Source organism: Rhizorhabdus sp. P4_G6 (genome assembly GCF_056401045.1).
The window spans coordinates 1-20,840 of sequence record NZ_JBFUKC010000002.1; the positions used below are offsets into that span (position 1 = coordinate 1).

Annotated in this window: 20 protein-coding genes, 1 tRNA gene and 5 pseudogenes; 10 read left to right on the plus strand and 16 right to left on the minus strand. The window is 65.5% G+C overall.

Annotation, left to right across the window (positions count from 1 at the left end; all coding sequences use genetic code 11):
• A partial coding sequence (locus AC1DPF_RS02140) for a TonB-dependent receptor domain-containing protein (RefSeq protein ID WP_477959497.1) occupies nucleotides 1–377 on the plus strand: 377 nt, incomplete at its 5' end.
• A 136-nt stretch (nucleotides 378–513) separates the two neighbouring features.
• Here AC1DPF_RS02140 and AC1DPF_RS02145 read toward each other — a convergent pair.
• From AC1DPF_RS02145 to AC1DPF_RS02155, 3 genes and pseudogenes are all read right to left on the minus strand, one after another.
• Nucleotides 514–911 (minus strand): annotated as a pseudogene (locus tag AC1DPF_RS02145) (transposase); the annotation flags it as partial.
• Between the two features lie 6 nt (nucleotides 912–917).
• Nucleotides 918–1,328 (minus strand): annotated as a pseudogene (locus AC1DPF_RS02150) (helix-turn-helix transcriptional regulator); the annotation flags it as partial.
• Nucleotides 1,329–1,633: 305 nt separating this feature from the next.
• Nucleotides 1,634–1,710 (minus strand) — tRNA-Arg (locus AC1DPF_RS02155).
• 82 nt (nucleotides 1,711–1,792) lie between these two features.
• On the opposite strand from AC1DPF_RS02155, the gene AC1DPF_RS02160 reads away from it, so the two are divergent.
• Both AC1DPF_RS02160 and AC1DPF_RS02165 read left to right on the plus strand, forming a co-directional pair.
• A complete protein-coding gene (locus tag AC1DPF_RS02160) occupies nucleotides 1,793–2,308 on the plus strand; it encodes a hypothetical protein (protein ID WP_477959499.1) in 516 nt (171 codons plus the stop codon).
• Nucleotides 2,309–2,316: 8 nt separating this feature from the next.
• Complete coding sequence (locus AC1DPF_RS02165; RefSeq protein ID WP_477959501.1) at nucleotides 2,317–4,380, plus strand: S9 family peptidase; 2,064 nt, start codon at nucleotides 2,317–2,319, stop codon at nucleotides 4,378–4,380.
• Nucleotides 4,381–4,507: 127 nt separating this feature from the next.
• Here AC1DPF_RS02165 and AC1DPF_RS02170 read toward each other — a convergent pair whose 3' ends face one another.
• The 4 genes from AC1DPF_RS02170 to AC1DPF_RS02185 all read right to left on the minus strand — a co-directional run bounded on the left by AC1DPF_RS02170 (nucleotide 4,508) and on the right by AC1DPF_RS02185 (nucleotide 7,158).
• Entirely contained in the window at nucleotides 4,508–5,344 is an 837-nt protein-coding gene (locus tag AC1DPF_RS02170; protein ID WP_477959503.1) for a TIGR00266 family protein, read from the minus strand.
• A gap of 172 nt (nucleotides 5,345–5,516) precedes the next feature.
• On the minus strand, nucleotides 5,517–6,164 hold the full coding sequence (gene ccmB, locus AC1DPF_RS02175) for a heme exporter protein CcmB (protein WP_477959821.1): 648 nt from the start codon (nucleotides 6,162–6,164) through the stop codon (nucleotides 5,517–5,519).
• An 8-nt stretch (nucleotides 6,165–6,172) separates the two neighbouring features.
• Nucleotides 6,173–6,757, minus strand: coding sequence for a heme ABC exporter ATP-binding protein CcmA (gene ccmA / locus AC1DPF_RS02180; RefSeq protein WP_477959505.1), 585 nt, complete (start codon nucleotides 6,755–6,757; stop codon nucleotides 6,173–6,175).
• Nucleotides 6,754–7,158, minus strand: a complete 405-nt coding sequence (locus tag AC1DPF_RS02185) for a metallopeptidase family protein (protein WP_477959507.1) — start codon at nucleotides 7,156–7,158, stop codon at nucleotides 6,754–6,756. The genes ccmA and AC1DPF_RS02185 overlap by 4 nt, the downstream gene beginning before the upstream one ends.
• A gap of 53 nt (nucleotides 7,159–7,211) precedes the next feature.
• On the opposite strand from AC1DPF_RS02185, the gene AC1DPF_RS02190 reads away from it, so the two are divergent.
• Nucleotides 7,212–7,505 carry a 4a-hydroxytetrahydrobiopterin dehydratase gene (locus AC1DPF_RS02190; protein WP_477959509.1) on the plus strand — a complete coding sequence of 98 codons (294 nt, stop codon included), beginning with the start codon at nucleotides 7,212–7,214 and terminating at the stop codon, nucleotides 7,503–7,505.
• 365 nt (nucleotides 7,506–7,870) lie between these two features.
• Here the strand turns inward: AC1DPF_RS02190 and AC1DPF_RS02195 are convergent, their stop codons facing one another.
• On the minus strand, nucleotides 7,871–8,101 hold the full coding sequence (locus AC1DPF_RS02195) for a hypothetical protein (RefSeq protein WP_477959511.1): 231 nt from the start codon (nucleotides 8,099–8,101) through the stop codon (nucleotides 7,871–7,873).
• A gap of 281 nt (nucleotides 8,102–8,382) precedes the next feature.
• On the opposite strand from AC1DPF_RS02195, the gene AC1DPF_RS02200 reads away from it, so the two are divergent.
• Both AC1DPF_RS02200 and AC1DPF_RS02205 read left to right on the plus strand, forming a co-directional pair.
• Nucleotides 8,383–8,862, plus strand: a complete 480-nt coding sequence (locus AC1DPF_RS02200) for a hypothetical protein (RefSeq protein WP_477959513.1) — start codon at nucleotides 8,383–8,385, stop codon at nucleotides 8,860–8,862.
• The gene (locus tag AC1DPF_RS02205; RefSeq protein ID WP_477959515.1) at nucleotides 8,859–9,023 is read left to right on the plus strand and encodes a hypothetical protein; all 165 of its coding nucleotides are present in this window, start codon (nucleotides 8,859–8,861) and stop codon (nucleotides 9,021–9,023) included. The genes AC1DPF_RS02200 and AC1DPF_RS02205 overlap by 4 nt, the downstream gene beginning before the upstream one ends.
• Nucleotides 9,024–9,116: 93 nt before the next feature.
• On the opposite strand, the gene AC1DPF_RS02210 is transcribed toward AC1DPF_RS02205, so the two are convergent.
• On the minus strand, nucleotides 9,117–9,335 hold the full coding sequence (locus AC1DPF_RS02210) for a hypothetical protein (RefSeq protein WP_477959517.1): 219 nt from the start codon (nucleotides 9,333–9,335) through the stop codon (nucleotides 9,117–9,119).
• A 445-nt stretch (nucleotides 9,336–9,780) separates the two neighbouring features.
• Here AC1DPF_RS02210 and AC1DPF_RS02215 point away from each other — a divergent pair.
• Nucleotides 9,781–9,897 (plus strand): annotated as a pseudogene (locus AC1DPF_RS02215) (HGGxSTG domain-containing protein); the annotation flags it as partial.
• Between the two features lie 273 nt (nucleotides 9,898–10,170).
• Here the strand turns inward: AC1DPF_RS02215 and AC1DPF_RS02220 are convergent.
• The 3 genes and pseudogenes from AC1DPF_RS02220 to AC1DPF_RS02230 all read right to left on the minus strand — a co-directional run.
• A pseudogene (locus AC1DPF_RS02220) lies at nucleotides 10,171–10,599 on the minus strand (tryptophan--tRNA ligase); the annotation flags it as partial.
• 137 nt (nucleotides 10,600–10,736) lie between these two features.
• Nucleotides 10,737–11,519, minus strand: coding sequence for a slipin family protein (locus AC1DPF_RS02225; RefSeq protein ID WP_477869852.1), 783 nt, complete (start codon nucleotides 11,517–11,519; stop codon nucleotides 10,737–10,739).
• Entirely contained in the window at nucleotides 11,520–12,911 is a 1,392-nt protein-coding gene (locus tag AC1DPF_RS02230; RefSeq protein WP_477959519.1) for an NfeD family protein, read from the minus strand.
• A gap of 221 nt (nucleotides 12,912–13,132) precedes the next feature.
• On the opposite strand from AC1DPF_RS02230, the pseudogene AC1DPF_RS02235 reads away from it, so the two are divergent.
• A pseudogene (locus AC1DPF_RS02235) lies at nucleotides 13,133–13,249 on the plus strand (HGGxSTG domain-containing protein); the annotation flags it as partial.
• Nucleotides 13,250–13,681: 432 nt separating this feature from the next.
• Here the strand turns inward: AC1DPF_RS02235 and AC1DPF_RS02240 are convergent.
• The 4 genes from AC1DPF_RS02240 to AC1DPF_RS02255 form a co-directional block, all read right to left on the minus strand.
• Nucleotides 13,682–14,548, minus strand: a complete 867-nt coding sequence (locus AC1DPF_RS02240) for a class I SAM-dependent rRNA methyltransferase (RefSeq protein ID WP_477959521.1) — start codon at nucleotides 14,546–14,548, stop codon at nucleotides 13,682–13,684.
• 122 nt (nucleotides 14,549–14,670) lie between these two features.
• A complete protein-coding gene (locus AC1DPF_RS02245) occupies nucleotides 14,671–15,903 on the minus strand; it encodes a M16 family metallopeptidase (protein WP_477959523.1) in 1,233 nt (410 codons plus the stop codon).
• A gap of 5 nt (nucleotides 15,904–15,908) precedes the next feature.
• Nucleotides 15,909–17,309: a threonine synthase gene (thrC, locus tag AC1DPF_RS02250; protein WP_477959525.1), complete on the minus strand. Its 1,401-nt coding sequence runs from the start codon at nucleotides 17,307–17,309 to the stop codon at nucleotides 15,909–15,911.
• 148 nt (nucleotides 17,310–17,457) lie between these two features.
• Nucleotides 17,458–18,462, minus strand: coding sequence for a hypothetical protein (locus AC1DPF_RS02255; RefSeq protein ID WP_477959527.1), 1,005 nt, complete (start codon nucleotides 18,460–18,462; stop codon nucleotides 17,458–17,460).
• 205 nt (nucleotides 18,463–18,667) lie between these two features.
• On the opposite strand from AC1DPF_RS02255, the gene AC1DPF_RS02260 reads away from it, so the two are divergent.
• Together AC1DPF_RS02260 and argF are read left to right on the plus strand one after the other, a co-directional pair.
• Entirely contained in the window at nucleotides 18,668–19,858 is a 1,191-nt protein-coding gene (locus tag AC1DPF_RS02260) for an acetylornithine transaminase (protein ID WP_477869863.1), read from the plus strand.
• Nucleotides 19,855–20,784 (plus strand): ornithine carbamoyltransferase, encoded by a 930-nt coding sequence (gene argF, locus AC1DPF_RS02265; RefSeq protein ID WP_477869865.1) that lies wholly within the window; start codon nucleotides 19,855–19,857, stop codon nucleotides 20,782–20,784. The genes AC1DPF_RS02260 and argF overlap by 4 nt, the downstream gene beginning before the upstream one ends.
• Nucleotides 20,785–20,840: the final 56 nt, after the last annotated feature.

Consider the following 20,840-nt stretch of genomic DNA (forward strand, 5'->3'; position numbering starts at 1 on the left):
ACGTGACGTTGCTTGATGTCGGCAGCGTCGTTCCGGCGAGCGGCGCTGCCGCGACACCGCTGCCGGGCGTGTCCAAGAAGGCGTACAACGCTGCGCTGTACTACGAGAAGTACGGGTTTGGCGCTCGTATCTCCTATACGTACCGCAGCAAGTACACTAACGACCAAGTCAGCTACTTCGGCGACGGTGACTTCCAGCGTTCGTTCGGTCAGGTTGACGGATCGCTCAGCTACGACGTGAACAGCAACATTTCGCTAAACCTCGACGTAGCCAATCTGTTCAACGAGCCGTCTGTCAACTACGACAACCTCGACATTGTTCGTTACTATGAAGACAGCGGCCGCCGCATTACATTCGGAGCGCGCGTACGGTTCTAAAATTAAGCCTAATATTAATTGCGGCGCGTACGATTATATCGTGCGCGCCGTCAACATTTCCTGCTTCCCTAACCAAGGGCGAATGGCTTTGTCGCATAACGCGATATGAGAATAAATTCCTGATTATTTGATATTATTACGAGATACGGACGGTATTGGGCTTTCCGATTTGCGAGAAGCGATTGAGGATTGCGGCACGGACTTTGAGTTCGGTTTTCTGACGATCGAAGGCGCGCGCGCAGAGGCGCTGGCCGAGCAGCTTGAAGCCGTGCATCTTGGTTTCGACCAGGCTGCGGCTGTGGTAGCCGCTCCACTTCTTCCAAATGGCCCTGCCAAGCCGCTTCATCGCACGCAGCGCTTCATTGCGGGCATCGACGCCGGGGCCGAATCTTTGATCCATGTCCGGCCATTGCGGCTAACCGGGATGACCGGATCGGCCCCGCGCCCGGCAATGGCGGCGTGACAGTCTCTGGTATTATAGGCGCCATCGCCGCCAACGCTGAGGATCAGCTCATCCTCGGGGATTTGCGCCAAGCTCGGCTAGGGTCGGCGCATTCGCGTGGGTCCTGATGCGGCGAGAAACAGTGTTCTCGGCCCGACGAGCAACGACCGCCTGATGCAATCGGTCAACGGSGGGATCGCCGGCTGACCCACGAAATGTCTGCSGGAGGAATTTYGAAGATGGCCTGACGGTATACCGGCGTTCCGACAGTCTGAGTCAAAAAATGGCACTCTGATGCCGTCGTTTTTATGAGGCCTGGAACGCGCGGCTCTCCATCTTGGCAACGGCTTTGCCGCTATGCCGTATACGCGGGAGCCGGCCCATTCATGGAGGTCGGTCACGGCGTAGACGACGCGTCGACCAAGCTTTCTGGATTTTGGCCCGCCTCCTGTCACTCGAAACTTCTCGAGCGTGCGAGGTGATAGACGCAGGTAACGAGCCGCTTCGGCGTTTGAAAGGAACGGAGAGGCTCCGTCGGTGAGGCTGCTGGTGCGGTCATCTCACCCTAAGGGTAATCCTAAAGCGGATTGGCGAACACTGCCTGTCTGGTGCAGTCAGAGGCCATTGAGGACCACTTCATTTCGGTGCTGAACGTGCTGCAAAAATGAGCTGACGCATCGCTCATCAAAGCTGCTTATGATTCGGCGCGATGGAATAGGAAGCGCTACGCACTCATTCGATCGAGTGCGGCTCCGTTCAAAAGCCCGTCCAAATGCCGGACTTCCAGACTCTTGATGGCTAAGTGATTGAAAAATGGCGCGCCCGGAACGATTCGAACGTCCGACCCTCAGATTCGTAGTCTGATGCTCTATCCAGCTGAGCTACGGGCGCGTTGTGACGGGGTTCCTAGTCGGCAGTCGCGGCGGGCGCAACCCCGTTGCGCAGTTTTTATCGGGGGCCTAGATTTCGCGCCATGATGACCCGCCGTTCCGCCGCGCTGCTGGCGCTCCCTGCTCTCGCCATGCTCCCCACGCTTGCCGGCTGCGCCGATACGCGTAGCGGCTATCCCTCGCTGGCGCCTCGCCCGATCGAGCGGGCCATGATGCAGGCGGAAGCTGCGCCGGCGGTGCCGCCCCCCGCGCCGCCGCCTCTGGCGGCGTCGGCGGACATCGCCGAGATCCTGGCCAGCGCCAATGCCGCCGACGCTGCATTCAAGGCGGCGCTGGAGAAGGCGCGGCCGCAGATCGAGGCGGGGCGCAGCGCGGCGGAGGGCAGCGAGCCGTGGGTGGTCGCGCAGCAGGCCTATAGCGACGTCGAGTCCGCGCGTGCTCCGATCGGCAATGCGCTCGCCGAACTCGATCGCCGCCGCCAGGCCGCGGTGGCGGGCGGCAAGGGCGGCGACGAGGCGGTGATCGCCGAGGCGACGATGCAGGTGCAGGCGCTCGACGAGGCCGAGCGGGCGGTGCTCGCAGGGCTGGTGCCGGCTTGAACGCGCCCATGCCCGACCGTTCCCGGACGCCCGTCGCCGCCCCCGCCGCAGAGCGCCGCCCGTACAGCTACAGCCGCCATGGCTATACCATCGAAGACCCCTATTTCTGGCTCAAGGACCAGAAATATCCGGTCATCGACGACGCGGATGTGCTCGCCTATCTGCGCGCCGAGAACAGCTATTTCGAAGCGGCGATGGCGCCGCATGCCGCGCTCGTCGAAACGCTGTTCGCCGAGATGAAGGGGCGGCTGAAGGAGGACGATGCCAGCGTCCCGCACAGGGACGGCGACTGGCTATACTGGTGGGCGTTCAAGCCGGGCGGGCAATATCGGATCTGGTATCGCAAGCCGGCCACCGGTGGCGCGGAGAGCATCCTGCTCGACGAGCCGGCCGAAGCCGCCACGGTCGAATATTTCCGGCTGCAGGTGCTCAGCGTCAGCCCCGATGGGCGGCTCGCAGCCTGGTCGGCCGATACGAGCGGCGCCGAGCGCTTCGTGCTCAAGATCCGCGACCTGGCGACCGGCGCCGATATCGAGACGGTCAGCCGCGTCACCAACGGCGCGGTCGCCTGGGGCGCGGATTCACAGAGCCTCGTCTACACCGAGGTCAACGATAATTGGCGCACCTATCGGGCGCGGCTGCACATCCTCGGCAGCGATCCGGCGACCGACCGGACGCTCTACGAGGAGACCGAGGAGCTCGGCTTCAACGTCGGCGTCGGCAAGACCCAGGACGACCGCTGGATCCTGATCTCGACCGGGGACAACCAGACCAGCGAGGTGCGGCTGGTGCCCGCCGCCGATCCGGGCGCCGAACCGGTGTTGATCAGCCCGCGCCAGACCAAGCGCGAATATCGGGTCGACAGCGCGCATGGATCGCTGTGGATCCTGACCAATGACGAGCATGTCAACTTCCGCGTCGCCCGCGCCGATCCGGCCGATCCGGGCCGGTGGGAGACGGTGATCGCCGGATCGGAAAGCGTCTATATCCGCGGGCTGACCAGCTTCGCGCGGCATCTCGTGCTCACCGAACGGGTCGACGGCCTCGATCAGGTCCGGCTGCGAGGCTATGACGGAAGCGAGCACCGTATCGCCTTCCCCGAGGCCAGCTACACCGCCGGGCTCGGCAGCAATGCCGAATATGATCCCGCCGCCTACCGGCTGCATTATGCGTCGATGGTCACCCCGCAGACCGTGTTCGACTATGATCCGGCGGCGCGGAGGCTGGCCACGCTCAAGGTGCAGGAGATACCGTCGGGCTATGATCCGTCGCTCTATGCGACCGAGCGGCTGATGGTGCCGGCGCGTGACGGCAAGTCGATCCCGGTGTCGATACTCTATCCCGAGGGCTTTCCGAAGGATGGGTCGGGCAAGCTCTTCCTCTATGCCTATGGCGCCTATGGCCATGCGATCCCGCCGGGTTTCTCGACGGTGCGGCTGTCGATGGTCGATCGCGGCTGGGCCTATGCGATCGCGCATATCCGCGGCGGCGACGATCTCGGCTATGACTGGTATCTCCAGGGCAAGGCCGAGCAGCGCTGGAACACCTTCCGCGACTTCGCCGACGCGGCGAAGGGGCTGATCGCTGCGGGCTTCACCAGCGCGGGCAGGATCGCGATCAACGGCGGTTCGGCGGGCGGCGAACTGATGGGGGTGGTCGCGAACACCGATCCCGGCCTGTGGGGCGCGGTGGTGGCCGACGTGCCCTTCGTCGACGTGCTCAACACGATGCAGGACGAGAGCCTGCCGCTGACGCCGAACGAGTGGCCCGAATGGGGCAATCCGATCACCGACAAGGCGGCATTCGAGCTGATCCGCAGCTACAGCCCCTATGACAATGTCGAGGCCAAGGCCTATCCGCCGATGCTGATCACCGGCGGGCTGAACGATCCGCGCGTCACCTATTGGGAACCGGCCAAATGGGCGGCGAAGCTTCGCACCGCCAAGACCGACGACAATCTGCTGCTGCTCAAGATCAACATGGGGGCGGGGCATGGCGGTAAATCGGGGCGCTATGATTCGCTGCGCGAGGACGCCGAGGCTTATGCTTTCGTGCTGACGCAGGTAGAGTGACTGCCCAAGTTTCCCCGTCATCCCGGACTTGATCCGGGATCCCGCTTCTCCCTCGTACGCTGTCAAGAAAAGCGGGATCCCGGATCGAGTCCGGGATGACGAATGAGAGGCGGGCGAACCGCCCTCCTCAGTCATTTCCCCCGATGAAATCGCCCAAGCCGCCGAGCACCGAGCCTTCGCCGCGGTTCTGGCCGCCGCGGCTTCCCGCCGCCGCGAGCATGCGGCCGGCCAGGCGCGAGAAGGGGAGCGACTGGATCCAGACCTTGCCGGGTCCGGTCAGGCGCGCGAAGAACAGCCCCTCGCCGCCGAACAGCACGCTGCGCACCCCACCCGCGGTGACCAGGTCGAACTCCACCCCTGCGGTATAGGCGGCGAGGCAGCCCGTATCGACGTGCAGTTCCTCGCCCGGCCCGAGCTCGCGCTCGACCACGGTGCCGCCCATCTGCACGAACACCCAGCCGTCGCCCTCGAGCTTCTGCATGATGAAGCCCTCGCCACCGAACAGCCCGGTCATCACCTTGCGCTGGAAGTGGATGCCGATCGACACGCCCTTGGCGGCGGCGAGGAAGCTGTCCTTCTGGCAGATCAGCCGGCCGCCGAGGTCGGCGAGCCGCAGCGGCACGATCGCGCCGGGCGTGGGCGAGGCGAACGCCACCCGTGCCTTGCCCTGGCCATTGTGGGTGAACACCGTGGTGAACAGGCTCTCGCCGGTGATCAGGCGCTTGCCCGCGCCCAGCAGCTTGCCCATGAAGCCGCCATTGCCGCCGCCGCTGCCGTCGCCGAACACGGTGGTCATGCCGACGCTGGCTTCCTTCCAGACCAGCGCTCCGGCCTCGGCGACCGCGCTCTCGCCGGGATCAAGCTCGATCTCGAGGAACTGCAGTTCCTGGCCCTTGATCTCGAAGTCGATATCGTCGGCGATGCCGGCGCGGCGGTGATGGCTCCAGGGGCTATGGTCGGGCATTCGGGCTCCTCATCAGAATCATGTCATCCTGAACTGGTTTCAGGATCCACCACGCCACCGTGACTGTCCAGACGGGTAGAGCGGAACCTCGCCACAGGGGCCTCGCAACCTGCTCATGCCGCCTGGTGGATGCTGAAACAAGTTCAGCATGACGGCCTTTTGGGAGGGACGCTCAGTCCCGCCCCGCCCGCAGCGCCGCGCCCGCGGCGAACGGCGCGAGCGCCGTCAGCAGCAGGGCGGTAGCGGCCAGCAGCTTGATCGCGCCAGCGCCCTGATCGCCCAGCGCGCCGGCGCCGAAGATCAGCAGCGGCACCGCGAGTGGCAGCATCACCAGCCCGGCGAGCGCGCCCGCACCGCGCAGGCCCAGGGTGAGGGCGCTGGTCATCACGCCGAGCGCGGCCAACGCCGGGGTGCCGATCGCCAGGCCGAGTTCGAGATGGAGCAGGGTCGCTCCATCGAGCTTGAGCAGCGCGGCGGCGGGCAGGGCGGCGATCATCAGCGGCGGGCCGAAGCCCAGCCAGTGCGCGACGATCTTGGCGGCGGCGATGCCTTCGTCCGAAAGACCGCGCACCGCATATTGATCGAGCACGCCGCTCTCGGCATCGGGCGCGATCAGCCGGTCGACTGGCAGCAGTGCCGCGAGCAGCGCCGCCATCCACAAGGCGCCGCCGCCGACCTTGTCGAGCAGCGCGCCATCGGGGCCGACCGCGAACGGAAACAGCGTCGCCACCAGCAGGAAGAAGATCAGCGGCAGCATCGCGCCGCCGCCCTGATAGGCGAGCCGCACGTCGCGCAGAATGATCGCGCCCCAAGGATTCATGGCTGCGTTCATGGCTGGGCCCCCAGCGCGATCCCGATCGCCTGTGGCAGGTCGAGCGGCTGGTGGGTCGCCGCGACGACGATGCCGCCGCGCGCGCGGTGGATCGCCATCGCCGCCGCCAGCCGGTCGAGCGAGGCGGCGTCGAGGCCGTTGCCGGGCTCGTCGAGCAGCCAGATCGCGGCATGGCCGGCGATTACCCTGGCAAGCGCGGCGCGCTTGCGCTGTCCGGTCGAGAGCATATGGACCGGCACCTGCGCCAGATTGGCGATGCCCATCATGTCGAGCGCGCCTTCGACGTCGGTCCGGCCGACCCCGTCGAGCCGTGCCCAGAACAGCAGCGCCTGCTTGAGCGGCAGCCGCGCATCGAGCGCCGCCGCCTCGCCGGTGAAGGCGATGCCGCCTTCGCGCTCGATCGTGCCGGCCGAGGGCGCGAGCAGCCCGGCGGCGATCCGCATCAGGCTCGATTTGCCCGCCCCGTTGGGACCGGTCAGCAACGCCGCATCGCCCTTGCCGAGCGCAAAGCCCATCGCTTCGAACAACAGCCGGTCGCCGCGGATGCAGGCGACGTTCGTGAAAGCCAACCGCGCACTCATCCCGCGACGGAGTCCTCGAGCGCGTGCATATCGGCGTCGGACAGGCCGAAATGATGGCCGATCTCGTGGACCACGACATGCGCGACCAGTGCCTCGAGGCTCACCCCGGTCTCGATCCATTCGTCCAGGATCGCGCGGCGGAACAGGTGGATCATGTCGGGCAGCGTGCCCGAATGGTCGACCGACTTCGACCCGACCGGCAGCCCGGTGTAGAGCCCGGTCAGCTCGAACGGATCCTCGATGCCCATCTCGGCCAGGATTGCGTCGTCGGCCAGATCCTCGATCCTGAGGACGACATCGCCCAGGTGCCGCGCGAATTCGGCGGGCAGCCGCGCGATCGTCGCGCGCGCGATCGCCTCGATCCGCTCCGCGCCCGGCGCCATGGTTTGACCTTCGCTCATCAAGCGCCGACATAGAGAGCATATCCACATCATGCCAGCGAGAGGATGCAGCCATGCCGATCGAGCCCCTCAGCGACGACGAGCGCGCCGACGCGCTCGATGGCCTGCCCGACTGGGACTATGACGAGGCCCGCGACGCGATCAGCCGCAGCTTCACTTTCCCCGACTTCTCGGCCGCCTTCGCCTTCATGACGCGGGTCGCGCTGCTGGCGGAGAAGCACGATCACCATCCCGAATGGACGAACGTCTGGAACCGGGTGGATATCCTGCTGACCACGCATGACGCGGGCGGGCTGTCGGGACGCGACGTGGCGATGGCCGAGGCGATCGAGGGGTTGGTGGAGTGATCGGCGCGCGGGACGGTGCGGCGTGAGACCTCGAAAAGGGGGGCGGTGCTCCGCCGGCTGTTGACCGGGCACGTCGGGGAAAGGATGTGCGGCGGGTTTGTGCCCTAAAACCGCTCGTTGCGGTCGCCCGGAAGCTGACAGTCAGCTATCTGCTTCGCACGGGCAAAGAATATGACGGCTTGGGGGTGGAGTGCTGCCGGCCCGCTTCCGGGAAGCGCAGGACAGAAGCCGACATATCCGACGAAGCCGTTAGCCTGCGTCCCCCCTGTAGCGACGCGAGGGCCACCCCAACGCTATCCCCTAGCACGACAAACGTCAGCGCACCGCCGGAGACACTCGGGAGGTCCGATGGGGGGCGTAACGAATTAACCCTTGCGAGATTTTCTTGAAGATCCGCCTTCACTTACCCAGCGCTCGTCGTCGGACTGGTCTTGTTGACGCTCCTCTATGATGAGCGCCTTGTCCGATAAACTTTGGTAAATGTCAGCCGTCAAGTCTTCAACATGCGCTTCATGTTGATCTTGAGCCGCGTCACGGTTGCGCCTAGACGCGACGGCCTTGTCGGAAAATATCTTGGAGTTGCGTGGAAGGGACATGTGGTCCTCCTGCTAACGCCGGCGCCGACATGTCCCTCAGCCGCAGCAGCGGCGGGCCGGACCAACGCCATACATACTATGTGGTTGTGCGCCTGAAGATTACAAGCGAGCCGGACAGGTCTGGCTCGGTCATTAGGGGGCGTCACGACGATTGCCAGTTTGATAATCGGGCACCACTCTAGTACTTTGGCATCCGCCCCCCATATTAGTCGTATCGCGCCATCGCATCGCAAGGCACGGCTGAGAGACAGGATTGTGCTCCCGCGACAAGGGAGCACGCCATGACAGATCCCCCCAGCAGACCAGAACGTCCAGTCGCTCTCGGAGTCGCTGCTCAAGACAGCCCGCCGGATCTCAACCTTCTTCTGGCGCGTGAGCAGGATGCCATCATGCGCGCCGAAGCGACCGGCGAGACCGGCGTTCGCGACGAGCAGCGCGCCTTGGCCCGACGCGCCCGGGTGTTGATCGACTCGACACCCTTTCCGTCTCGGAAGCCCCACGATTTCGACGCGATTACGCCTGCTCAGCAGCGAGCAATGGACTTCCCTGAGTTCGATGACCTGAAGCGGCGCGTCAAGGAGATGGATCGTGCCTTGGCCGATGACTTCGCCGAAGGCAGGGTGGGCACCGGATCGAACACCTTTCAGCACCGCAGTCGAGTGATCCGGCAGGGGCTCCAGAAACTGGAGCACATGCGCCTACGTCCGGTTGCGGATGAACACAGTGACCCCGAAACGCGGCGTGTAGGAGGCGACAGATGAACTTGGACCCGAACCGAGATGAAGCTGGCGTGATGGATCGTCACGGCATCAGGCGCAGCCTGATCGCTCAGTACCTTTACAAGGAATACCGCTATTCCCAGCTCAGCGACGCGGTCGCTCAGGCCGAGCGAGATGAAAGGCGCGACCCCGGCAGAGAATAGGCACGGTCTGCCGCGCGGCGGCGACTACGTCGGGTCGCAAATACACCCTCATCCAGCCGTCGACCAGCGGCCGAAAGGCAGTACATGTACCCCTCAGCCACCTTGTGCCGAAGCCAGGAAGCCTATCATCGCGACCGTGCTGAGACATCGCCACTGGCAAATATCCGCACGGTAGCGCAGAAAGCCGCCACCGCGTGGGGTGCCGAGGCCGAAGCGGCGGAGGATCGCGAAGCGCGCCGGGAGCGGACGCGCCTGATCGCCGACACCCTCCGGTGGCAAAAGCAGCGCCTGATCGATGAAGAGCATCTGCATCTGAACGCAAATCCGGACCTCGCTCCCGCTGACCCCTGAGCATGGTGATGACCCAGATCACCATCCGCCAGTTCCTTGTGCTCGTATTCAGCCCGTAACGATGATGTGCCAATCTGGGGGAGCATGGTCGTTTCTTAATTGAACGTATGTCTATGGTCGGGCGGGGTAGCTAATGGTGACGTCGTCGCTGCATATCCACCACGAAGGCTTTGCTGTCTGCAATGAGCGAACGACGCGCTTCCCGCATCGCTTTCGCATTCGCTGCGCTTCCTGCGCCCGAAGCCGGGCCTCCGTGGCCCGTGCCTTTGCCGCACGAGCCCTCATTATGTGCTTTCCTCTGCACCATCGAAAGCGTCCCGATCTCGGCCGCTGTTCGCTTTTTGTTCTATCTTTTCCGGCGTCCTGCTGCTAAGCGATTGGCACTCGAATCGGAGGCCGAACGCCCATGCAGCCAGACATTCTCGCCAGGGCGCCCCGCTGCGGCGCGCGGACGCGGGTCGGTGGGGCTTGCCGCTCTCCGGCGGTGGGCGGCGCGCGGCGCTGCCGGATGCATGGCGGCAAGGGCAGCGGCGCGCCGCGCGGCAATCGCAATGCCTGGAAGCACGGTGTGCACTCTGCCCGGTTCCGGGAGATCGCCCGCTATGTCCGCGCGACGGGCGCCTCGGCCATGGCTCGGATGCTGTCGCGGGCCGGGGTTGAGACGGAAAAAACAAATAAACGCGCAGACAACCCTATGCACCCGGAAATTCCGGCGCCTCGGGTCATCGCCGACGCGGATGCTCGCCATGCTCGCGCCCATCCTTCGATCCCCTCCCTCGCAAGGGAGGGGAGGGTATCAGAGGCCCATCGCCTTATATGCCGCGGCGAGCGTGGGCGCCGCCAGCGCGCGGGCCTTTTCCGCGCCCTTGGCCAGGATCGCGTCGAGCTCGGCCGGGTTGGCCTTGAGCGCCTTCAGCCGTTCGGCGATCGGCCCCAGCTTTCCCGCCAGCAGTTCGCCCATCGCCGGCTTGAACGCGCCGAATCCCTGGCCCCCGAACTGGCCCAGCACGTCGGCCGGGGTGCTGTCGGTCATCGCTGCATAGATGCCGACCAGGTTGCGTGCCTCGGGGCGTCCCTCCAGCCCCTCGAGCGTGGCGGGCAGCGGCTCGGGGTCGGTCTTGGCCTTGCGCACCTTGGACATGATCGTCTCGGCGTCGTCGGTCAGGTTGATGCGGCTCATGTCCGAAGGATCGGACTTGGACATCTTCGCCGAACCGTCGCGCAGCATAATTCCGGGGACACAATACTAAATACCGCTGACGTCGGCGGTCGGGCGTGCTCGAAAGTGACTAAGTATCGTGTCGCCGAATCTCTTCAAACGCCGCGTAGATTTATTCGCAATGGTTGGAAAATTCCCGATCGTCAGCCTTCGGGCATCCCTTCTCGCTGCTTCGGTGCCCCCGCATTTAGCAACTGGGCTAATTCCATCGGGAAGGGGAAGAGGATGGTCGAGCTCCTCTCGCCGGCGATGACGTTGAGCGTGCTGAGGTAGCGCAACTGCATCGCCTCGGGCCGCTGCCCCAGGATCGCCGCCGCCTCCAGAAGCTTCTGCGCTGCTTGCTGCTCGCCTTCGGCATTGATGATCTTGGCGCGCCGCTCGCGCTCCGCCTCGGCCTGGCGGGCGATCGCCCGCACCATTGTCTCGGTGATATCGACCTGCTTGATTTCGACATTGGCGACCTTGATGCCCCATGCGGCGGTCTGGCTGTCCAGGATTTCCTGAATGTCGTTGTTGAGCTTGTCGCGTTCGGCGAGCATTTCGTCCAACTCATGCTTGCCGAGCACCGAGCGGAGCGTGGTTTGGGCGAGTTGGCTGGTCGCGTTCAGGAAATCCTCGACCTGGATAATCGCCCGCTCGGGATCGATGATGCGGAAATAGATGACTGCATTGACGCGGACGGACACGTTGTCGTGCGAGATAACGTCCTGCGTCGGCACGTCGAGCACGGTCGTGCGCAGGTCGGTGCGGACCATCTGCTGCACAAAGGGGATGAGGATGATCAGCCCGGGTCCTCTGACGCCGGTGAAGCGGCCGAGGGTAAACACCACGCCGCGCTGATACTCGCGCAATATCTTGATCGCCGCCGTCAGGAACAGGAGCAGGAGAAGAACGATGGGCGCGTAGAAAGCCAGGTTCATCAACATTCAGTCCTCCTTTGTCGCAGCGCGTTCGACTTCGACCGTCAGGCCCGACAACCCCTTCACCCGGACCGGTTGACCCCTGTGGAGCTGCCCATCGCCAAATGCAGACCAGCGCTCGCCATGGACGAACACATGGCCGTTGCCGCCGCTCCAATCCTGGACGGTGCCAGGTGCTCCGATCATTTCCTCGGCGCCCGTCACGACCTTGCGCCGCCGCGAGCCCAGCGCGGTGCGGATGACGAGCAGGATGAAGGCCGCGCTCGCCACGGTGATCCCCCCGATCAGCGACCAGGAGATGCGCAGTTCGGGCAACTCGGCATCGACCAGGATCGAAGCGCCGAGCGCGAAGGCGACCACGCCGCCCGTGCCGAGGATGCCGTGCGAGAACAGGAACGCTTCCGCGACCAGCATTCCGATGCCGAGCAGGATCAGCGCGAGCCCGGCATAGTTCACCGGCAGCGCCGCGAAGGCATACAGGCCGGTCAACAGACAGATCGCGCCGAGCGTGCCGGGCAGGAAGGAGCTTGGGTTCATGAATTCGAAGATCAGTCCGTAGACGCCGATCATCATCAGAAGAAGGGCGACATTGGGATTGGTGATCGCCGCCAGCATCCGTGTGCGCCAGTCCGGCAGAACATGAATGGGCGCAACCCCCGCGCTGTCGATCGCGACCCGCCGGCCGGCGACGGTGACCATGCGCCCCTGCATCTGCCGGAGCAGGTCGGGGAGATCGCGCGCCTCGAGGTCGATGACATGCGCCTTCAGCGCCGCCGCGGCCGATAGGCTGGCGGCTTCGCGAACCGCCTTCTCCGCCCAATCGGCGTTACGCCCGCGCAACTCTGCCAGCGAACGGATGAAGGCGGCCGCGTCGTTGATCGCCTTCGCCTCCATATGGTCGGTCGGGGGGCGGCCGGGCTTCTTCTCGTCCTTTTTCCGCTCATCGCCGCCGGGAAGCGAAGGCACGCCGCCGATCTGGACCGGCGTCGCCGCGCCGACATTGGTGCCGGGGGCCATGGCAGCGATATGGCTGGCATAGAGGATAAAGGTTCCCGCGCTCGCCGCGCGCGCGCCGCTGGGGCTGACATAGGTCGCGACCGGCACCGGTGAAGCGAGGATGGCGCGGATGATGTCGCGCATCGAACTGTCCAGTCCGCCCGGCGTGTCCAAACGCAGGATGGCGAGCGGGGCCTTGCGGCTCGCTGCCATCTTCAGCCCACGCACCACATAATCGGCATTGGCGGGCCCGATCGCGCCGTCGAGATGCAGGACGACGGCGGGCGCTCGCGGGGTCGCGGTGGCTGCCGGCAGGAGAAACGGCAAGCCGGTGCCCAAAAGCATTAGCAGGAAGCAGCACAGGCCGCCTATTCGCGCGTGCGTGACATGCATCGCCGTCATCCGATCGGCCCATCTTAGCATGAATTCGATGGCGAATCCGGAAAATCGAAACCTGATCGGCCGGCGCTCTTAAGTGCGCCTGCCCCGCTCCTGTATGAAGCACTGGCACCAGATAGCTGCACCGGAAGGCCTCCCGATCTTCCGAGTGTTCCTCATTTGTTCTGGCGTTTTCGCCCCTCTTCTGCTAAGCGATCGGAACCTGATACGGAGACCGCACGCCGATGCAGCCAGACATCCTCGCTAACGCACCCCGCTGCGGCGCGCGGACGCGGGCGGGTGGGGCGTGCCGCTCGCCGGCGGTGCATGGCGCCCGGCGCTGCCGGATGCATGGCGGCAAAGGCAGCGGCGCGCCGCGCGGCAATCGCAATGCATGGAAGCACAGTATCCATTCCGCCCGCATCCTTGCGATCAGGCACTATTTGCGCGCGACCAGCCCCGCGGCGATGCGCCGGATGCTGGCGGGTGCCATAGAACCACCCGTTCGTGTCGAGCGAAGTCGAGACACGCTTCCGTCCCTCGACTTCGGCCGGAGGCCGAAGCCCGTCCTGAGCGCCTGCCTTGCAGGCAGTCGAAGGGCTCGGGACGAACGGATTCAGGTGAATAGGTCAGGCGCCGGCACCGCCACCGAATCCGAAAAAATTAAAAAACGGCCGAACAACCCCATGCACCCGGAAATTTCGACCCGGACGCGGCTTTCGGCAGCTATGGCGTCGTCGTCGTCAGGGCCGGCTGGATCGCCCGATTGCCGCCCCTGGCGTGGGGCCGGGGGCTTAGTCGCGCCGCCACCGCGCGAAAATCGCGGTGGGCAGCAGCAGCCCGCGGGCTTCTTCGCGCACCGCCATCTCGCCCACCTCGACAGTGCCGCCGAGGTCGGCCATCGCCTGCGACAGCAGCTCGCCGATCGCCAGCGCCGACATGCGGATCGCATAGACGGTGAGGACGAGGAATTTGGACTTGTCGTCGAGCAGCGCACGGCAATTGGCGATCAGCGCGGGGAGATGTTCTTCGAGCCGCCAGACCTCGCCTTCGGGGCCGCGGCCGAACTTGGGCGGATCGAGGAAGATGCCGTCATAGCGGCGGCCGCGGCGCACTTCGCGCGCGGTGAACTTGGCGGCGTCGTCGACCATCCAGCGGATCGGGCGGTCGGCCATGTCGCTGAGAAAGGCGTTGGCCTTGGCGGCGTCGACCGACTTCTTCGAGGCATCGACATGGGTCAGCCTGGCACCCTTGGCGGCCAGCGCCAGCGTGCCGACGCCGGTATAGCCGAACAGGTTCATCACCTCGTCGCCGTCGCCGGTGCGATCGCGCATCCATTGCCATTGCGGCGCCATGTCCGGGAAGAAGGCGAGGTGGCGGAAGGGGGTGTTCTGCGCGGTGAAGCGCACCTCCTCCCAGCGCATGTGCCAGCCGCCGCGCGGCACGTCGCGCGACAGATGCCATTTGCCGCCGCCGTCCTCGTCGGACGCGCCGATGAAGTCGCCGTCCGCTTCCCAGTTATCGGATGCCGGCGCCCACATTGCCTGCGGTTCGGGACGGATGAAGCGGAAGCGGCCATAGCGCTCGAGCTTGCGGCCATGGCCGGAGTCGACGAGGCCGTAATCGTCCCAGGCTTCGGTGATGAGGGTGTGGAGGTTCATTACCGCCAGCCCCTAGCCCAAGTGCGTCATCCCAGCGAAAGCTGGGATCTCGTTGCCTTCCCGGTGGCGAGGAAGAAGGGAGATTCCAGCTTCCGCTGGAATGACGCAATCGGCCAACAGCCTCACGCCGCGGCCTTGAGCGCCGGCCCCACCGTCGCGAGCGTCTCGCGGCCTTCCAGCATTCGGGTGCCGACGGCGCGGACCTGATCGAGGGTGCAGGCTTCGATCTTCGCGACGATCATCGCCGGATCGAGCGGCTTGCCGTGAACCAGCGTCTGGAAGCCGAGGCGATCGGCGCGGCCCTGGACCGATTCGAGCGTCATCAGGATCGTCGCCCGGATCTGCGCCTTGGCGCGGGCGAGCTCGACGGGGGTGAGAGTCGCTGCCGCTTCGCGCAATATGTCCCGCGAAAGATCCGCGGCGTTCTGCGCCTCGCGACGCGCGGTAGCGAGGTAGACCGTCAGCATGCCGGTATCGCGCCAGGCGGCGACCGAGCTGCCGACCGAGTAGGCGAGGCCGCGGTCCTCGCGCACCGCCTGGAACAGCCGCGACGAGCTGCCCTCGCCGGCGGCCTGGCTGAACAGCATCAGCGGATAATAATCGGCGTCGAAATAGCCGACGGCTTCGTAGCCGAACAATATGTGCGCGGATTCAAGCCGCCGCCGCTCGACGAAGCTGCCGCCTTCATAGACCGCCAATTCGGCGACGGGGCGGGGCGCGGGTTCCATGTCGCCGAAGCGCGCCTCGGCCATGGCGACCAACGCGTCGACATCGATCTTGCCGGCGGCGGCGAGCACCATGCCCTGGGGGCGATAATGCTTGCGGGTCCAGCCGCGCAGGTCGTCGACCGAGATCGCGGCGATCGTATCCTCATTGCCCAGAACCGGCCGGCCGAACGCCTGGCCAGGCCAGGCCGTCGCGTGGAAATGATCGTTGATGATGTCGTCGGGCAGATCGCGCGCCTCGCCGAGTTCCTGCAGCACGACGTCCTTCTCGCGGGCGAGGTCGCCGCTGTCGAAATGCGGCTTGCGGACCAGGTCTGCGATCAGTTCGACGCCGAGATCGAGATTCTCGGCGAGCAGGCGTGCCTGGAAGGCGGTCTGGTCGCGCGAGGTGAAGGCGTTGAGATAGCCGCCGACATTTTCGACCGCTTCGGAGATCTCGCGCGCACTGCGGCCGCCGGCGCCCTTGAACACCATATGCTCGAACAGATGGGCCAAGCCGTTGGCGCGGGCGTCCTCATGCCGGGCGCCGCAATCGACATGCAGGCCGATCGCAATCGTCTCCACGCCGGCCATCGGTTCGGCCGCGATGGTGAAGCCATTAGCCAGCCGGTGAATGTGCGGGCCGGACATGATGGTCAGGCGACCGCCGCGGTCTGATCGGCCACGAATGCCTCGATCGCGCCGATCTCAGCCGGAAGCACCGCATAGCGCTCCTCGCGCTCGAACAGTTCGCCGATCCGGGTCGGCAGCGACGGGCGGATGCCGGTTGCGCGCTCCACCGCATCGCGGAACTTGGCGGGATGCGCTGTCGCCAGCGTGACGACGGGGATGTCCGGATCGAGCGCGGCATCCTGCGCCGCGGCCAGGCCGATCGCGCTGTGCGGATCGATCACCTCATTGGCACGGTCGTGCGCCCAGCGCATCGCCTGCTGCATACGGTCGGGGTCGATCCGCGCACTGCTGAACAGCGCACTCGATTCGTCGCGCATCGCCTGGGGCAGGCTGTAGCGCCTGCTCGACTCGAAGCCCTTCATCGAGGCAGCGAGGCCGGGACCGTCACGCCCATGCAGATCGAACAGCAGCCGCTCGAAGTTCGAGCTGACCTGGATATCCATCGAGGGCGCGGCGGTAGCCGTCACCGAGCCGACCGAATAGTCGCCGGCCGACAGCGCGCGGTGGAGGATGTCGTTGACGTTGGTCGCGACGATCAGCTTCGCGACCGGCAGGCCCATCTTCGCGGCGACATAGCCGGCGAAGACGTCGCCGAAATTGCCGGTCGGCACCGAGAAGGCGACCGGGCGCTCGGGTGCGCCAAGCCGGACCGCGGCGTAGAAATAATAGACGATCTGGGCCATCAGCCGGGCCCAGTTTATCGAATTGACCGCGGAGAGGTTGAAGCGGCCGGCAAAGGGCCTGTCGGCGAACATCGCCTTCACCAGGGCCTGGGCGTCGTCGAAGCTGCCCTCGATGGCGATGTTATGGACGTTCGGCGCCAGCACGGTGGTCATCTGCCGCCGCTGGACGTCCGACACCCTGCCCTTGGGGTGGAGCATGAAGATGTCGACCTTGGCGCGGCCGGCCAGCGCATCGATCGCGGCGGAGCCGGTGTCGCCGCTGGTCGCGCCGATGACGGTCAGGTGGGTGTCGCGATCGGCCAGGAAGCGCTCGAACAGCAGGCCGAGAAGCTGGAGCGCGACATCCTTGAAAGCCAGCGTCGGGCCATGGAACAGTTCGAGCAGCCATTGGCGATGATCGAGCTGCTTGAGCGGTACCACCGCGGCATGGGCGAAGCGGCCATAGGCAGCCTCGCACAGGCTCCTGAGCGCCGCGTCGTCGAGCGCGCCCGCGACGAACGGGCGCATGACCGCGACCGCCGTGTCGACATAGGAAAGCCCGCGCAAAGCCGAGATCTCGGCCGTGCTGAAGCTGGGCCAATGTTCGGGTACGTAAAGCCCTCCGTCGGAGGCGAGCCCCGCGAGCGTTACATCTTCGAATCCGAGACGGGGCGCGTCACCCCTGGTGCTGACATACTGCATGACCGGCGCGCCTTAGCGGTACGCGCGGGTCGCGGCAAGGATGCTAGCCTTTTGGGGAGCCTTCACCGGGCGGCGGTATCGCATCGTCGCCTTCCGCGGGCTTGGGCGTCGCAGGATCCGAAGGCTAGGGGCTGGGCGACCAATCAAGTCAGAAAATCAGTCCCATCGAAATGCGCAGGTCCTGGGTCGACATCGCGCCGCTCTCGGGCAGCGGCCGGAAATCCTTGTAGGCCGCACCGACCGTCAGCTTGCCGCGGGTAGCGCTGGTCGCCAGGCTCAGCGTGTTGCCGTTGAGCGTGCTGATGCCGTTGGCGGCGAAGCGGCGATAGCTGATCTGCGACGCGCTCAGGTCGCCAAGGTCGAGACGGTTGCCGATCTGCCAATAGGTCGGCATCCGGCTGACGGCATTTGCGAGCGATCCGGTCTGGCGGACGAAGCCGAGCGAATAAGCGAGGCTGAGACTTTCGCCGATGCGCCGGTTGCCAGCGAAGCGGGCGCCATAGACCTGGTTGAGCAGCCGGAAATCGCTTTGCGCGGTGTTGCGCTGGTCGATCTGATAGGCATAGCCGCTCAGCGTGCCGAGGCCGCTGGTCCAGCTGAGCTGCGCGAAGATATTATCGCCGGCCACGGTCGCCGGAAGCGGCGCTTGCGATGCTGCCCACAGGCTGCTGCTCGACCACGCATAAGCAAGATCGGCGCTGAGCCCGGGCAGCCCGGTCCAGCGCAGGCGCGCGGCATCGAAGGTCTGCTGGCCATCGCGGTCGCCGGTGATCGCCGGATCGGCGATTCCCAGGTGCTGCCGGCCAAGGCTTATCTCGGTCTTGGCCAGGCCGCGATAATCGAGCCGCAACTCGTCGACCTGCACCGCCTCGGGGCGAATCGGCACCCGGCCCCCGAGCGCGCTCCTCTCGTTGCGCCGGACCGTCACCGCCGCATCGCTTACCGCGGCGATCGACCAGGGGCCGGTCGAGAGGCCCAGGCCGGGACGTGCGCGGATCAGGATCGCGTCCTCGGGGCTCAACAGCCGCTCCGCCGAATATTGCTCATAACGCAGCTCCGTGCCGAAGAGCGGCGACACGATGATGTCCTGCGCGCGGAGCGAAGCGGCCGGCGCAAGGATGGAGAGCAAGGGAAGGGCCAGCAGGCGACGCATCGACGACCTATGATGGTTCGGGATTTACGGGATTTTCGGCCAATTTTATCAGCAGTCGGTTAACGTGCCCAGCGGCATGCGATGAAGCGTTTGACGAGCGTGGTGCTGCTTCACTATATGCGCGCTCCGACAGGCGGCCGGGTGGTCGCCTTTTTGCGTTTTCGGGACAGTTCAACAGCGATCAGAGGAAAGAGGGAGCTTTGCCATGACCATCACCCCGCTCATGCCGGTTTATCCGCGGTGCGGCGTGCGTCCGGTGCGAGGCGAAGGCTGCTATCTGATCGGTGAGGGCGGCGAGCGCTATCTCGATTTCGCCGCGGGCATCGCGGTCAACATGCTCGGCCATGGCCATCCGGCATTGGTGAAGGCGATTGCCGACCAGGCGGCGACGCTGATGCATGTCTCCAACCTCTACGGTAGCCCCCAGGGCGAGGCATTCGCGCAGAAGCTGGTCGACAAGACCTTCGCCGACACGGTGTTCTTCACCAATTCGGGCGCCGAAGCGGTCGAGTGCGCGATCAAGACCGCGCGCCGCTATCATTATGTCAACGGCGCGCCCGAGCGGACCAAGATCATCAGCTTCTCCAGCGCCTTTCACGGCCGGACGCTGGGCGCGATCTCGGCCACGAACCAGCCCAAGATGCGGGAAGGTTTCGAACCGCTGCTACCGGGCTTCGAGGTGGTGAAGTTCAACGACCTTGAGGCAGCGCGCGCCGCGGTTGATGCCACCACCGCGGGCTTCCTGGTCGAGCCGATCCAGGGCGAGGGCGGCATGACGCCATCGACGCCGGAGTTCCTGCAAGGCTTGCGTGAGATCTGCGACGAGCAGGGGCTGCTTTTGATCCTCGACGAGGTCCAGTGCGGCTACTGCCGGACCGGTACCTTCTTCGCGCATGAGCAATATGGCATCACGCCCGACATCATGGCGGTGGCCAAGGGGATCGGCGCCGGCTTCCCGCTCGGCGCCTGCCTGGCGACCGAAGAAGCGGCGAAGGGCATGGTGTTCGGTACCCATGGTTCGACCTATGGTGGCAATCCGCTGGCGATGGCCGCGGGCGAGGCCGTGTTCGAGGTCGCGGTCAACGACGCGTTCCTCGCCAATGTCCGCAAGATGGGCGATCGGCTGCGCCAGAGTCTCGAACAGCTCATCCCCAACCACGACACGCTGTTCGACAGCGTGCGCGGCGTGGGCCTGATGCTGGGCATCAAGCTGAAGGATAGCGCCGAGGCGCGCGACTTCGTAGCGCATCTGCGCGACAATCACGGGTTGCTGACGGTGTCGGCGGGCGAGAATGTCGTCCGCGTCCTGCCGCCGCTGGTGATCGAGGAAAGCCACATCGCCGAGTGCATCGAGAAGCTGTCGGCAGGGGCGCGGTCCTACGCGCCGGCCCAATGACCCGGCATTTCATCGACCTCGCCGATGCCGGCCCCGATGGGCTGAATGCGATGCTGAACGCCGCCAAGGCCCGCAAGGAGGCCCGCAAGGCTTTGCCGAGGGGCACGGTGGACAGCGATGCCCCGCTGGCCGGCTATACGCTGGCCATGATCTTTGAGAAGAACTCGACGCGGACGCGCGTTTCGTTCGACATGGCGATGCGCCAGCTCGGCGGCACGACGATCGTGATGGACGCCGGCAGCATGCAGCTTGGCCGCGGCGAGACGATTGCCGACACCGCGCGCGTACTTGGCCGCTATGTCGATGCGATCATGATTCGCACCGACGATCACGGGAAGATCGCCGATCTCGTCAAATATGCGGAGGTGCCGGTGATCAACGGGCTCACCGATCATTCGCATCCGTGCCAGATCATGGCGGACCTGTTGACCGTGCTTGAGCACAAGGGCAGGGTTGCGGGGCTGAGCTGGGCCTGGCTGGGCGACGGCAACAATGTTCTGCATTCCATCATCGAGGCGGGAAGCCTGCTCGGCTTCCCGGTGCGCATCGGCTGTCCCGACGGCTATGATCCCGATCCGACGGTGGTGGCCGCAGCGAAAGCGCGAGGCGGCGACATAGCGTTCTCGCGCGATGCCGGCGAGGTTGCGCTTGGCGCCGATGTCGTCGTCACCGATACCTGGATTTCGATGGGCCAGGCGCATGCCGAGGCGAAGCTGGCGGCGATGATGCCGTTCCAGGTCAACGAGGCGCTGATGGCGCAGGCTGCGCCGGGCGCCGCCTTTCTCCACTGCCTGCCCGCGCATCGCGGTGAGGAGGTGGTCGACGCGGTGATTGACGGGCCGCAATCGCTGATCTGGGACGAAGCCGAGAACCGGCTCCACGCCCAGAAGGCGGTCTTGCTCTGGTGCCTGGGGAAGCTCCAGTAAATGTTGAGAGGCGAGCGGGCTTGAAAATCCCGCTCGTCATGCTGAACTTGTTTCAG

What these genes read in the sequence shown, in the direction of transcription:
- AC1DPF_RS02160 (WP_477959499.1), top strand. Translation starts at nt 1,793, where the DNA reads ATGATGACCCGCCGTTCCGCCGCGCTGCTGGCGCTCCCTGCTCTCGCC.
- AC1DPF_RS02165 (WP_477959501.1), top strand. Translation starts at nt 2,317, where the DNA reads ATGCCCGACCGTTCCCGGACGCCCGTCGCCGCCCCCGCCGCAGAGCGC.
- AC1DPF_RS02170 (WP_477959503.1), bottom strand. Translation starts at nt 5,344, where the DNA reads ATGCCCGACCATAGCCCCTGGAGCCATCACCGCCGCGCCGGCATCGCC.
- ccmB (WP_477959821.1), bottom strand. Translation starts at nt 6,164, where the DNA reads ATGAATCCTTGGGGCGCGATCATTCTGCGCGACGTGCGGCTCGCCTAT.
- ccmA (WP_477959505.1), bottom strand. Translation starts at nt 6,757, where the DNA reads ATGAGTGCGCGGTTGGCTTTCACGAACGTCGCCTGCATCCGCGGCGAC.
- AC1DPF_RS02185 (WP_477959507.1), bottom strand. Translation starts at nt 7,158, where the DNA reads ATGAGCGAAGGTCAAACCATGGCGCCGGGCGCGGAGCGGATCGAGGCG.
- AC1DPF_RS02190 (WP_477959509.1), top strand. Translation starts at nt 7,212, where the DNA reads ATGCCGATCGAGCCCCTCAGCGACGACGAGCGCGCCGACGCGCTCGAT.
- AC1DPF_RS02195 (WP_477959511.1), bottom strand. Translation starts at nt 8,101, where the DNA reads ATGTCCCTTCCACGCAACTCCAAGATATTTTCCGACAAGGCCGTCGCG.
- AC1DPF_RS02200 (WP_477959513.1), top strand. Translation starts at nt 8,383, where the DNA reads ATGACAGATCCCCCCAGCAGACCAGAACGTCCAGTCGCTCTCGGAGTC.
- AC1DPF_RS02205 (WP_477959515.1), top strand. Translation starts at nt 8,859, where the DNA reads ATGAACTTGGACCCGAACCGAGATGAAGCTGGCGTGATGGATCGTCAC.
- AC1DPF_RS02210 (WP_477959517.1), bottom strand. Translation starts at nt 9,335, where the DNA reads ATGCAGATGCTCTTCATCGATCAGGCGCTGCTTTTGCCACCGGAGGGT.
- AC1DPF_RS02225 (WP_477869852.1), bottom strand. Translation starts at nt 11,519, where the DNA reads ATGTTGATGAACCTGGCTTTCTACGCGCCCATCGTTCTTCTCCTGCTC.
- AC1DPF_RS02230 (WP_477959519.1), bottom strand. Translation starts at nt 12,911, where the DNA reads ATGACGGCGATGCATGTCACGCACGCGCGAATAGGCGGCCTGTGCTGC.
- AC1DPF_RS02240 (WP_477959521.1), bottom strand. Translation starts at nt 14,548, where the DNA reads ATGAACCTCCACACCCTCATCACCGAAGCCTGGGACGATTACGGCCTC.
- AC1DPF_RS02245 (WP_477959523.1), bottom strand. Translation starts at nt 15,903, where the DNA reads ATGTCCGGCCCGCACATTCACCGGCTGGCTAATGGCTTCACCATCGCG.
- thrC (WP_477959525.1), bottom strand. Translation starts at nt 17,309, where the DNA reads ATGCAGTATGTCAGCACCAGGGGTGACGCGCCCCGTCTCGGATTCGAA.
- AC1DPF_RS02255 (WP_477959527.1), bottom strand. Translation starts at nt 18,462, where the DNA reads ATGCGTCGCCTGCTGGCCCTTCCCTTGCTCTCCATCCTTGCGCCGGCC.
- AC1DPF_RS02260 (WP_477869863.1), top strand. Translation starts at nt 18,668, where the DNA reads ATGACCATCACCCCGCTCATGCCGGTTTATCCGCGGTGCGGCGTGCGT.
- argF (WP_477869865.1), top strand. Translation starts at nt 19,855, where the DNA reads ATGACCCGGCATTTCATCGACCTCGCCGATGCCGGCCCCGATGGGCTG.